Source organism: Marinobacter gelidimuriae (assembly GCF_000372805.1).
GTDB classification, from domain to species: Bacteria; Pseudomonadota; Gammaproteobacteria; order Pseudomonadales; family Oleiphilaceae; genus Marinobacter; species Marinobacter gelidimuriae.
Genome location: NZ_KB889875.1, coordinates 112,706 through 125,544 on the forward strand (window position 1 = coordinate 112,706; position 12,839 = coordinate 125,544).

Below are 12,839 nucleotides of genomic sequence, written 5' to 3' on the forward strand. Positions count from 1 at the left end.
TGCTCGGCTTATTAAAGAACTCATTGACGGGGCCAGAATCGGGCCCTGATACGATTTTCAGTTAACGCAAAGGAACCTTTCTCGATGGGTGAGTTAGCCAAAGAGATCCTGCCGGTAAATATTGAAGACGAGTTGAAGCAGTCCTACCTGGATTACGCCATGAGCGTGATTGTGGGTCGGGCACTTCCGGATGTGCGCGACGGCCTGAAGCCGGTACATCGCCGCGTACTGTTCGCCATGTCGGTGTTGAACAACGACTGGAACAAAGCCTATAAAAAGTCCGCCCGTGTGGTGGGTGACGTAATTGGTAAATACCATCCGCACGGTGACTCTGCGGTTTACGACACCATCGTACGTATGGCTCAGCCGTTTTCGCTGCGCTACCCGCTGGTAGACGGCCAGGGTAACTTTGGTTCCATCGACGGCGACAACGCCGCGGCCATGCGTTACACCGAAATCCGCATGAAGAAGATTGCCCACTCCCTGCTGGCCGATCTGGACAAAGAAACCGTTGATTACGTGCCCAACTACGACGGGACAGAGCAGATTCCGGTGGTTATGCCTACCCGTGTGCCCAACCTGCTGGTCAACGGCTCGTCCGGTATTGCCGTGGGTATGGCCACCAATATTCCGCCCCACAACCTCACTGAGGTGGTGAAAGGCTGTTTGGCGCTGATTGATGATCCAGACTTAAGCATTGACCAATTGATGGAGTTTATTCCTGGTCCGGATTTCCCCACCGAGGGCATCATCAACGGTCGTGCGGGCATTGTTGAGGCGTATCGCACCGGCCGTGGCCGCGTGTACATTCGCGCCCGCCACGAAGTAGAGCACGACGCCAAGACCAAGCGCGACGCGGTGATCATCACCGAACTGCCGTATCAGCTGAACAAATCGCGGTTGATCGAGAAAATCGCCGAGCTGGTGAAAGAGAAGCGCCTGGAAGGCATCACCGAGCTGCGTGACGAGTCCAACAAGGAAGGCATTCGCGTTGTTATCGAATTGCGCCGTGGTGAAAACCCGGACGTGATCATTAACAACCTGTTCAAACAGACCCAGCTTGAAACCGTGTTCGGTATCAACATGGTGGCGCTGATTGACGGCGAACCGCGCATTCTCAATCTGAAGGAAATGCTGGACGCTTTCATACGTCACCGTCGCGAAGTGGTTACCCGCCGGACGATTTTTGAGCTACGCAAAGCCCGCGAGCGTGGTCACATTCTTGAAGGTCTGGCGGTTGCGCTGGCCAACATTGACGAGATCATCGCGCTGATCAAAGCCTCACCTTCGGCCGCCGAAGCCAAGGAAAAGCTGATTGCCCAAGGCTGGGGATCCGAAGACGTGATGGCCATGCTGGACCGCGCTGGTGAAGATGCCTGCCGCCCGGACGATCTTCCGGAAATTTACGGTTTGCGCAATGGCAAATATCATCTGTCGCCAGAACAGGCCCAGGCGATTCTGGACCTGCGCCTGCACCGCCTGACCGGTCTGGAAACCGAAAAGCTGCAAAACGAATACCGCGAAATTTTGGAGCGTATTGCCGACTTGTTGGACATTCTGGGTAACCCGGAGCGCCTGATGCAGGTTATTCGCGACGAACTGCAAGCCATTGTGGAAGAGTTTGGCGACGAGCGCCGCACCGAAATTACCAGCTCCCGCCGCGATTTAACCGTGGCCGACCTGATTGATGAAGAAGAGCTGGTAGTGACCATCTCCCACAGCGGCTACGCCAAGACGCAAGCGGTGGAAGATTATCAGGCCCAGCGCCGTGGCGGCCGTGGTAAAGCGGCGACCTCGATGAAAGACGAAGATTTCGTCGAAAAACTGCTGGTGGCAAACTCCCACGATACGATTCTGTGCTTCTCTAACCGTGGCAAAGTCTACTGGTTGCGGGTATTTGAAATTCCGCGCGCCAGCCGTGTTTCACGCGGGCGCCCGATGGTGAACATTCTGCCGCTGGACGAGGGTGAACGTATCACCACCTTCCTGCCGGTTCGGGATTACCCGGAAGATCAGTTTGTGTTGATGGCAACGTCAGCCGGTGTGGTCAAAAAGACTCCGCTGCCGAACTTCTCCCGCCCACGCAGCAGCGGTCTGATTGCGCTGTCGCTGGACGAAGGCGATACCCTGATTGGCGCGGCGATCACCGACGGCAGCGCTGAAATCATGCTGTTCTCCACCGCGGGTAAAGCCGTACGCTTTAAAGAAGACGCGGTGCGTCCGATGAGCCGCACCGCAAGGGGTGTGCGCGGTATCCGTATGGCCGGGGGCCATCACGTGGTGTCGTTGATCATTCCACAGGATAACGCCGTATTACTGATGGCCAGTGAACACGGCTACGGTAAACGCACCAACCTGGACGAATTCCCCACTTACGGTCGCGGCAGCCAGGGTGTTATCGCCATGCAGTGCTCTGACCGTAACGGCAACCTGGTCACCGCACTGCAATTGTTCGACGGCGACGAAATGATGCTGATCTCGGACAAGGGCACGCTGGTTCGTACCCGCACCGATGAAGTATCTGTGCTCAGCCGCAACACCCAGGGTGTGCGCCTGATCAAGCTCAGCCAGGAAGACGAGCGCCTGGTGGGTGTAGAGCGTATTGCGGAAACCGACGCCGAAGACATCGCCGGCGAAGATGTCAGCGACGAAAGCACCGAGGTTGAAGGTGTTACAGGTGAAGGCAACGATGTGCAAGCAGGCAGCGAACCGCTTGACGGCAACAGCACCGATGCAGACGATAATGGCGACGCAGATGCCGGCGACGAATAAGTCGCCGCAGCCGGCACACTGAATCAGCAAGACGCAAGAGACCAGAGCAACATGAGCAGGGCGTATAATTTTTGTGCAGGCCCGGCAACTTTGCCGGAACAGGTGCTGCGACAGGCACGGGACGAAATGCTCGGCTGGCGCGGTACCGGTATGTCGGTGATGGAAATGAGCCATCGCAGCGACGAGTTTGTTGAAATCGCCGAAACTGCCGAACAGGATGTGCGTGATTTAGCTGGAGTATCAGACGATTACGCCGTTCTGTTCATGCAGGGCGGTGCCTCCAGCCAATTTGCGACTGTGCCCCTGAATCTGCTGGGTAACTCAGCCTCAGCTGATTACGTAAACACCGGTATTTGGTCTGAAAAAGCCATCGCTGAAGCCCGCCGTTACGGCGACGTGAACGTGGTGGCCAGCTCTGCCGAGTGCGGTTTTACAACCGTGCCTGATCAGGCCGGCTGGAAAACCCGTGCCGATGCCGCTTACCTGCATTACACCCCCAATGAAACCATCGGTGGCCTGGAGTTTGATTTTGTTCCTGACAGCGGCAATGTGCCGCTGGTGGCGGACATGTCATCCACCATGTTGTCACGCCCCGTAGACGTGTCGAAATTCGGTCTGATTTACGCCGGCGCGCAGAAAAACATCGGTCCTTCCGGCCTTGTGGTTGTCATCATTCGCAAAGATTTGCTGGGTAAAGCCCACGCGAAAACTCCGACCATGATGAACTATCAGGTGATGGCCGATAACGCCTCCATGTTCAACACGCCGGCCACCTATTCCTGGTACCTGGCGGGTCTGGTTTTCAAGTGGCTGAAAGATCAGGGCGGCGTCAGTGCTATAGGCGAGCTCAATGCCCGCAAGGCGAAAAAGCTGTACCACTTTATTGATACCAACCCGTTCTACGCCAATCCGATCGACCCGCGCTTCCGTTCCTGGATGAACGTGCCCTTCATCCTTGCAGATGAAGCGCTAAACAGTGCTTTTCTAAAAGGTGCTGATGAGCGTCAGCTGCTGAACCTGAAAGGTCACCGATCAGTAGGCGGCATGCGAGCCAGCATCTACAACGCCATGCCGGAAGCCGGCGTAGACGCACTGATCGCCTATATGGCGGAATTTGCCAGGGAGCGCGGTTAACCATGAGCGATGAGCAAGCTCGATTGGCGGAACTGCGCGACGAAATAGACAGTATTGATCAGCAGATCATGAAGCTGATCAGTGCCCGTGCCCGCTGCGCCCAAGAAGTGGCCCATGTAAAAATGGCCGCCAATCCGGGGCAAGACGTGGTGTATTACCGCCCGGAGCGGGAAGCTCAGGTACTGCGCCGTATTATGGATCAGAACCCGGGGCCGTTGCCCGGCGAGGAAATGGCGCGCTTGTTCCGCGAAATTATGTCGGTATGCCTGGCCCTTGAAAAACCTTTGCACATTGCCTTTTTGGGGCCATTGGGTACCTTTACCCAAGCCGCTGCGCTTAAGCACTTTGGCCATTCGGTGGTAAGCGTGCCCATGCCTGCCATTGATGCGGTGTTCCGCGAAGTGGAATCCGGGGCTGCGCACTACGGCGTGGTGCCGGTTGAGAATTCAACCGAAGGCATGATCAACCACACTCTGGATATGTTCATGTCTTCGCCATTGAAAATCTGCGGCGAAGTGCAACTGCGCATCCACCACCACCTGATGGTGGCGCTGCAGCACGACGGCCTGGAAATTACCCGAATTTACTCGCACCAGCAGTCCTTTGCCCAATGCCGCCAGTGGCTGGATACCCACCGCTACGGTATCGAGCGCATCACCGTTTCCAGCAACGCCGAGGCGGCGCGTCGTGCCGCAGCAGAGCCTGGCGCGGCCGCCATTGCCGGCGATATGGCGGCAGAGCTTTACGGTTTGGTCAAGCTGGCCAACAGCATTGAAGACCGGCCCGACAACACCACCCGTTTTCTGATTATTGGCCGCGAAGCGGTTACCCCCAGCGGTCACGACAAATCGTCGGTGCTGGTGTCTATGCGCAACAAGCCCGGCGCTTTGTATCAGCTGTTAGAGCCGTTTCACAATCACGGTATCAGCCTGACTCGCATTGAAACCCGGCCCTCGCAAACGGGGACCTGGGCTTATGTGTTCTACATCGACTTTGAAGGCCATATGGACGACGAGCCCGCCCGCAAAGTATTGGCCGAAGTGGATGTAGAAGCGGTAGAACTCAAGCGTTTGGGGTCTTACCCCATTGGTGTGCTTTAACCCGCTTTAAGGATAAATCATGGCGATTGATTACCAGAGTCTTGCAGTATCCGGTGTTCAGGCGTTATCGCCGTATCAACCCGGTAAACCGATTGCAGAGTTGGCGCGCGAGCTGGGCCTGAATCCGGCCGACATCATCAAGCTGGCCAGCAACGAAAATCCACTGGGCCCCAGCCCGAAAGCTGTGCAGGCCGCGCAAAAAGCGATGGGCGAGTTGTGCTTGTATCCAGACGGTAACGGCTTTGATTTGAAGCAGGCCCTGGCTAAGCGTTTTGCTGTCGAGACGTCACAACTGACATTGGGCAATGGTTCTAACGACCTGCTGGAAGTAATCGCCCGTTGTTTCGCCAGTGCGGATGACGAAGTGATTTATTCCCAGTACGCCTTTGCCGTTTACCCGATTGTGACCCAGGCGATTGGCGCTCGGGGCGTGTGCGTTCCAGCGCAAGACTGGGGGCATGATCTGGATGCCATGGCAGCGGCCATTACCGATCGCACAAAACTGATTTTTGTCGCCAACCCCAACAACCCCACAGGCACGGTGCACGGCGCCAAAGCCCTGAAAGCGTTTATGGACAAAGTGCCTGCGCGGGTGCTGGTGGTGCTAGACGAAGCCTACTGCGAATACATGCAGGGCGAAGATGCCGCCGACGGCCTGGTGCTGTTGCCCGACTACCCCAACCTGATTGTCTGCCGCACTTTTTCCAAAGCCTGGGGCCTTGCGGCGCTGCGCATTGGCTATAGCATCAGCTCGGCGGCCATTGCCAACATTCTTAACCGGGTGCGTCAGCCGTTCAACGTGGGCAGTGTGTCTTTGGCCGCGGCTACGGCGGTGTTGAGCGACGAAGCTTATCTTAACGAAGCACGCAGGGTGAACAGTGAGGGCCTGGCTCAGCTTGGCGCTGCGTTTGACGCCATGGGGTTGTCGTACATTCCATCTACCGCCAACTTTATTGCGGTAGACGTGGGTGAGCAGGCACTGGGTGTTTATCAGGCGCTTTTGGCTCACGGCGTGATTGTGCGCCCCGTCGCCGGTTACGGCATGCCACGACATTTGCGGGTGTCGGTGGGCCTTGCGAAAGAAAACGCGCGCTTTATCGAAGCACTATCCCTGGCGCTGGTAGCGTCCGGGCAGGGCGCTTGACATGCCTGTAGCTCAGCCTCTGTTTCAGCGCGTTGCGGTGATTGGCCTGGGGCTGATCGGCGGCTCTTTGGCTGCGGCCCTGCGCAAAAACAAGCTGGCAAAAGAAGTGGTGGGTTTTGACACCCGCGCCGACGAGCTGGCCCTGGGCGTGGCGCTGGGTGTGATCGACAGCGCCGCAGAGTCTGCTGCGCAGGCGGTCAGCGGAGCTGATCTGGTGGTGTTGGCAGTGCCAGTAAAAGCCACTCAGTCGGTGTTGCGGGAAATACAATCGGCGCTGAACGGCGATGTCATTATTACCGATGTGGGCAGTACGAAAAGCGGATTTGTAAACGATGTGCGCGCGGCTTTGGGACACTTGCCGGCAACGGTGATACCCGGCCACCCCATTGCCGGCTCGGAGAAAAGCGGCATTCGGGCGGCGAATCCGCAGCTGTTCGCCAAACACAAAGTCATTTTGACGCCTGCGGATGATGCTTGCCCGCAAGCCTTGGGCAAAGTAACCGCCATGTGGCGTGCCTGCAATGCTAACGTGCTGACCATGGCTGCGGAGCATCATGACGAGGTGCTGGCAGCCACCAGCCATCTGCCTCATCTTATCGCGTTTTCCCTGGTGGACACCCTCGCCGGCGACGACCAGAATATGGATATATTCCGTTATGCGGCCGGCGGATTTCGTGATTTTACCCGCATTGCTGCCAGCGATCCGGTTATGTGGCGTGATATTTTTTTGTCAAATCGCGACGCTGTGCTGCTTACGATTGACCGGTTTACCCAAGATCTCGACCAACTGCGTTCGGCCATTGCCGACCAGGATGGAGACACTTTGCTGCGGGTTTTTACTCGTGCCAGAGCTGCTCGCGAACACTTTTCAAAAATGCTCTCAGGACAGGCCTACGTGACTAACAATACAGAACATCAGGTGACCTTCCGGGCCCAGCCCGCCGGCCCAATTGTGGGAGATATTCGGGTGCCGGGCGACAAATCCATGTCGCACCGCTCCATTATGTTGGGTGCCCTGGCCGAGGGCATTACCGAAGTGAACGGCTTTCTGGAAGGCGAAGACAGCCTGGCCACGGTGCAGGCGTTCCGCGATATGGGTGTGACCATTGAAGGCCCCGACAATGGCTTCGTGCGCATTCGCGGTGTTGGCATGAACGGCTTGCAGGCGCCGCGCGGGCCCATTTATCTAGGCAACTCCGGCACAGGGATGCGGCTGTTTTCCGGTTTGCTGGCGGCTCAGGCGTTTGACTCCGAACTGGTGGGTGACGCCAGCCTTACCAAGCGGCCGATGGGCCGGGTGGCCGACCCGCTGCGCGCCATGGGTGCGGTGATTGATACGGCCGAAGGCGGGCGGCCACCGCTGAAAATTCGCGGCAGCCAGCCACTGGCCGGAATTCACTACGACATGCCGGTGGCCAGTGCCCAGGTAAAATCTTGCCTGTTACTGGCCGGATTATACGCCGATGGCGTCACGTCAGTCACCGAGCCTGCGCCTACGCGTGACCATACCGAGCGCATGCTGGAGGGTTTTGGTTACTATGTGTATCGCGCTGACGCGACCTCCAGCGTCAGCGGCGGCGGCAAGCTGGTTGCTTGCAATATTGATGTGCCGGCCGACATTTCGTCCGCGGCGTTTTTTCTGGTAGCCGGCAGTATCGCGCCAGGCTCTGACCTGACATTGCGCCACGTCGGAATGAACCCCACTCGTGTCGGGGTGATTAATATACTGCGGCTAATGGGTGCAAACATTGACGTTAGTAACGAGTGCGCGATTGGCGGCGAGCCGGTGGCGGATGTTCGCGTGCGTTACGCCCCACTCAAAGGCATCGACATTCCTGAAAGGGAAGTGCCGCTGGCCATCGACGAGTTTCCGGTGCTGTTTATCGCTGCTACCTTCGCCGAAGGTCGCACCACGCTGCGTGGCGCGGAAGAACTGCGGATTAAAGAAAGTGACCGTATTCAGGTAATGGCGGACGGTTTGGCAGCGGTAGGCGTTAAAACCACGGTCACCCCCGACGGCATCATCATCGACGGAGGCCAGGCCATGGCCGGCGGTATTGTTAACAGCCACGGCGACCATCGCATTGCCATGTCGTTTGCGGTGGCCTCACTGCGTGCAAAGGGCGAGATTGTCATCAACGACTGCGCCAACGTCGCAACGTCGTTCCCCGGTTTTGTCGAACTGGCGCAGCAGGTGGGTATGAATATCCAAAGCCAGGGAGATGTCTGATGGGTGTGCAGCCGGCAGCGGTTATTACTGTGGATGGCCCGGGTGGTTCCGGTAAGGGTACCATTACCCAAATGCTGGCGCGCAAGCTGGGCTGGCATCTGTTGGACAGTGGCGCTCTTTATCGTTTGACCGCATTGGCGGCCGAGCGCCAGGGCGTGGCGCTAGACAACGAGCCCGCTCTGGTAGCGGTGGCGGCCAGTCTGGATGTCACCTTTGAGCCCGCGGCCCCTGGTGAACCCGCAAAAGTACTGCTGGCCGGTGAAGATGTAAACGCTGCGATTCGCACCGAACAGTGTGGCAACAACGCGTCTAAAGTGGCTGTGAAGCAGTCGGTTCGAGATGCTCTGTTGCAGCGCCAGCGCGATTTCCGTAAGGCGCCAGGCCTTGTAGCCGACGGTCGTGATATGGGCACAGTGGTGTTCCCGGACTCACCGGTAAAAATCTTTTTGACGGCCAGCGCTGAAGAGCGGGCGCAACGCCGTTTCAGCCAGTTGCTGCAAGCCGGCGTCGATGTTAGTATTGCCAACGTTTTAGAAGAGATTCGGGTACGTGATGAACGGGATATGAATCGTTCGGCTGCCCCGCTTAAGCCCGCGGATGATGCGCAAGTCATTGATTCCACAGGTTTAAGCATAGAAGAGGTGTTAGGCAGGTGTATGGCAGCAGCAGGCCAGGCCTGACGGCACCTTTTTGCCATTGGAACTCCGGGAACAGCACAATCTGCCAGCCCCAGGCTGATTCCGGACTTAATTAACAGACCGTGTTGCTGGTGGCACGAGATACTTGCGTTGAACATATAGGACTCATAATGAGCGAGAGCTTTGCGGATCTTTTTGAAGAAAGCCTAAAAGAAATTGATATGCAGCCAGGTTCCATCGTCCAGGGAACCGTTGTTGATATCGATAGCGACTGGGTCACCGTTAACGCCGGACTGAAGTCCGAAGGCGTTATCCCCGCCTCCCAGTTCCTGAATGAAAAAGGCGAGTTGGAAGTAGCCATCGGCGACGTTGTAGACGTAGCCCTGGAAGCAGTTGAAGATGGTTTCGGCGAAACCCGCCTATCCCGCGAAAAGGCCAAGCGTGCAGAAGCCTGGACAGTGCTTGAAAAGTCCTTCGCAGCGGAAGAAGTGGTTAAAGGTATTATTAACGGCAAGGTTAAGGGTGGTTTCACCGTTGATCTGGCTGGTATTCGTGCGTTCCTGCCGGGCTCCCTGGTAGACGTTCGTCCGGTTCGCGATACCGCGCACCTGGAAAATAAAGAACTTGAATTCAAGGTTATCAAGCTCGACCAGAAGCGTAACAACGTGGTTGTTTCACGTCGTGCCGTTCTGGAAGCTGAAAACAGCGCCGAGCGCGAAGCTCTGCTGGAAACCCTGACCGAAGGTCTGACAATTAAGGGTATCGTCAAGAACCTGACCGACTACGGCGCGTTCGTAGATCTGGGCGGTGTTGACGGCCTGCTGCACATCACCGATATGGCCTGGAAGCGCATCAAGCATCCGAGCGAAATCGTGAACGTTGGCGACGAAATCAACGTCAAGGTTCTGAAATTTGACCGTGAGCGCAACCGCGTATCACTGGGTCTGAAGCAACTGGGTGAAGATCCCTGGGTTGAAATCAAGGCTCGCTACCCAGAAGGTAGCAAGGTCACAGCACGCGTTACCAACCTGACCGATTACGGCTGCTTTGCTGAGCTGGAAGAAGGCGTTGAAGGTCTGGTTCACGTGTCTGAAATGGATTGGACCAACAAGAACATCCATCCTTCGAAAGTTGTCCAGGTTGGCGATGAAGTGGGTGTGATGATTCTGGATATCGATGAAGAGCGTCGTCGTATTTCCCTGGGTATCAAGCAGTGTGTATCCAACCCATGGGAAGACTTCTCTGGCAACTTCAACAAGGGCGACCGCATCTCCGGTAAGATCAAGTCAATCACTGACTTCGGTATCTTCATTGGATTGGACGGTGGCATCGACGGTCTGGTTCACTTGTCTGATATCAGCTGGAACGAGACTGGCGAAGAAGCCGTACGTGAATACAAGAAGGGCGACGAAGTTGACACCGTTATCCTGTCTGTAGATCCCGAGCGTGAGCGTATCTCTCTGGGTATCAAGCAGCTGGAAAGCGATCCGTTTGCAGAGTTCGTTCAGTTGAATGACAAAGGCTCTATCGTTAAAGGTGTTGTCTCTGCCGTCGACGCCAAGGCAGCTACTATTACCCTGAGCGATGAAGTTGAAGCCATTCTGAAAGCTTCTGAAATCAGCCGTGACCGTGTTGAAGATGCACGCAACGCGCTGAAGGAAGGCGAAGAAGTTGAAGCTAAGATCATCAGCATTGATCGCAAAAACCGCATTATCAACCTGTCCGTCAAGTCGAAAGACGTTGAAGACGACAAGCAGGCTATTGAGACTGTGCGTACCAAGACTGCAGAAAGCTCCTCCGGTGCGACCACCATTGGTGATCTCATCAAGGAACAGATGCAGCAGCAGAACGCCAACAAAGATTAATTTCTGAGTTGTGTCAAAAAAACGGGCTCTAAGAGCCCGTTTTTTTTGTGTTTTTTTTCGGTGTGGCTAAACTACAGGCATGGTAAAGTAGTTTCATTCACCGAATAATAACGCAAGAGGGAAATACCTCATGACAAAGTCGGAACTGGTTGAGTTAATCGCTTCAAAGCAGACGCAGTTGTCGGTAAAAGATGTGGAACTGGCGGTAAAAACCATCATCGAGCACATGTCCCGATCCTTGGCAGATGGCCAGCGCATCGAAATCCGCGGTTTTGGTAGTTTTTCCCTCCACCATCGTGCCGCGCGGGTAGGGCGTAACCCGAAATCCGGTGAAGCCGTGCAATTACCGGCAAAATTTGTGCCCCACTTCAAACCCGGCAAAGAACTGCGCGAACAGGTTAACGAGAGCCTGAAACAGGGTTTCTGATGTTGTGTTGGTGCCGTTTCTCAATCGGGCCTGAGTGGCCTTCAGGAGTTCTATTGTTATGGCGGGATTACAGAAAATCCTGATCGTTCTGTTGGTATTAGTGCTGGTTCTGTTGGCACTGGTGTTCTCGTTGAATAATCAGATGGCCGTTCCGCTGAACTTTCTGGTTTTTGAAACCCGCCCCCATGGCGTAGCGTTGTGGATAATCCTGGCCTTTGTGATTGGCGCTTTGGTGGGCGTTCTGATGGCCACACTGGCTACGGTAAAGGCCAAGGTGTCGCGGCGATCCCTGCAGAAAAAGCTTGAACGTATTGAACAAACACTGGGGAAAGAGCGGGCTCAGAACGATCGGACGGTTTAATGGACATGATGTTTCAGTGGCTGCTGGTTAGCACAGCAGTCGCGGTTGGTTGGGCTGTTGGCCGCTTCGGGGGTTCGCGCAGCCACAATGAGGTAATAGCCGATGAAGAATCGGTGCGTGATCGTTTGCAATTTCTGTTCACCAACTACTCCGACCAGGCCGTTGATAACTTTGTTCAGTCACTGGCGGTCAACCGCGACACGGTAAGCCTGCATTTATCCATTGGCAGCCATTTCCGTAACAAAGGCGAAACAGGCCGCGCTATTCTGATTCATCAGAATTTGCTTGACCGCCCTGAGCTTCCTGCCCGTTATTCTCCTCAAGTGACCCTCGAACTGGCTCTGGATTACCTCAATGCCGGTTTGCTCGACCGTGCAGAGGCGTTGTTGCAGCAGCTGATGGGCGATCGTGAATATGGCCGCAGTGCCGCAATCCAGCTGATTGATCTGTACGAACGCGAGCGTGAGTGGGATAAAGCTTCTCAGGTAGCCCAAACGCTCACCCGCGGCGACGCAGACCCGGCCATGTTTAAAATTCTGGCTTATCTGACCTGCGAAAAATCGGAGCAAGCACTGCGAAAAGATGACCGATGGGGCGCCCAGCGCCTGGCCAAAGAAGCGCTGAAATTCGACCGCTCTTGCGTGCGTGCCACTCTGATACTGATGAAATTGCTGACCCGGCAGGGTAGCTTCCGCGAAGCCGGCACCATGGCAATCAAAGTGTTCGAGCAGAACCCCGACTTCGGCCCGGAAGCCATCGACCAGCTGATGAAGCTGGAACGCGAACACGGCGATATTAGCAAGCTCGGTCGGAAGTTGCGCAAGCTTTATGAAAGCTACCCCAGCACCAGCTTGCTGCTGGCGCTGGTAGAGTCGGTAGAGCGCCGCTCCGGCCGCCTAGCAGCTATTGCTCTGCTTCGTGGCGAATTGGAGGTCCGCCCTGGCGTACGCGGCTTATTGCAGCTGGTTGAAATGGCCGGATACGAAAAGGGCATGACCACCGATGAAAGCCGTCTGGTCAGCCGTATCGGCGAATTGATACTGCACAACCGCCCTGTTTACCGCTGCGTAAACTGCGGTTTTGACGGCCAGCAACTGCACTGGCTGTGCCCGAGCTGCCGCCAATGGGAAACCGTTCGCCCGATTCAGGGCGTAGACGCAGAATAAAC

The 12,839-nt window shown here is 56.0% G+C and carries 10 protein-coding genes; all 10 read left to right on the top strand.

What is annotated here, in order from left to right; all coding sequences use genetic code 11:
- Positions 1 to 84: 84 nt before the first annotated feature.
- The 10 genes from gyrA (at position 85) to lapB (ending at position 12,837) form a co-directional block, all read left to right on the top strand.
- Positions 85 to 2,772, top strand: a complete 2,688-nt coding sequence (gene gyrA, locus A3OI_RS0106795; protein WP_018403551.1) for a DNA gyrase subunit A — start codon at positions 85 to 87, stop codon at positions 2,770 to 2,772.
- 51 nt (positions 2,773 to 2,823) lie between these two features.
- A complete protein-coding gene (serC, locus tag A3OI_RS0106800) occupies positions 2,824 to 3,906 on the top strand; it encodes a 3-phosphoserine/phosphohydroxythreonine transaminase (protein ID WP_018403552.1) in 1,083 nt (360 codons plus the stop codon).
- 2 nt (positions 3,907 to 3,908) lie between these two features.
- Positions 3,909 to 5,006: a prephenate dehydratase gene (pheA, locus tag A3OI_RS0106805; protein ID WP_018403553.1), complete on the top strand. Its 1,098-nt coding sequence runs from the start codon at positions 3,909 to 3,911 to the stop codon at positions 5,004 to 5,006.
- A 19-nt stretch (positions 5,007 to 5,025) separates the two neighbouring features.
- Complete coding sequence (gene hisC, locus A3OI_RS0106810) at positions 5,026 to 6,150, top strand: histidinol-phosphate transaminase (RefSeq protein WP_018403554.1); 1,125 nt, start codon at positions 5,026 to 5,028, stop codon at positions 6,148 to 6,150.
- A 1-nt stretch (position 6,151) separates the two neighbouring features.
- Positions 6,152 to 8,380 (top strand): bifunctional prephenate dehydrogenase/3-phosphoshikimate 1-carboxyvinyltransferase, encoded by a 2,229-nt coding sequence (locus A3OI_RS0106815; protein WP_018403555.1) that lies wholly within the window; start codon positions 6,152 to 6,154, stop codon positions 8,378 to 8,380.
- Positions 8,380 to 9,060 carry a (d)CMP kinase gene (cmk, locus tag A3OI_RS0106820; RefSeq protein WP_018403556.1) on the top strand — a complete coding sequence of 227 codons (681 nt, stop codon included), beginning with the start codon at positions 8,380 to 8,382 and terminating at the stop codon, positions 9,058 to 9,060. Before A3OI_RS0106815 ends, cmk begins: the two co-directional genes overlap by 1 nt.
- A gap of 128 nt (positions 9,061 to 9,188) precedes the next feature.
- The gene (gene rpsA, locus A3OI_RS0106825) at positions 9,189 to 10,883 is read left to right on the top strand and encodes a 30S ribosomal protein S1 (protein WP_018403557.1); all 1,695 of its coding nucleotides are present in this window, start codon (positions 9,189 to 9,191) and stop codon (positions 10,881 to 10,883) included.
- Positions 10,884 to 11,013: 130 nt separating this feature from the next.
- Positions 11,014 to 11,310, top strand: a complete 297-nt coding sequence (locus tag A3OI_RS0106830) for an integration host factor subunit beta (RefSeq protein WP_014870821.1) — start codon at positions 11,014 to 11,016, stop codon at positions 11,308 to 11,310.
- A 58-nt stretch (positions 11,311 to 11,368) separates the two neighbouring features.
- Entirely contained in the window at positions 11,369 to 11,671 is a 303-nt protein-coding gene (locus tag A3OI_RS0106835) for a LapA family protein (RefSeq protein WP_018403558.1), read from the top strand.
- Entirely contained in the window at positions 11,671 to 12,837 is a 1,167-nt protein-coding gene (lapB, locus tag A3OI_RS0106840) for a lipopolysaccharide assembly protein LapB (RefSeq protein ID WP_018403559.1), read from the top strand. Before A3OI_RS0106835 ends, lapB begins: the two co-directional genes overlap by 1 nt.
- Positions 12,838 to 12,839 lie beyond the last annotated feature (2 nt).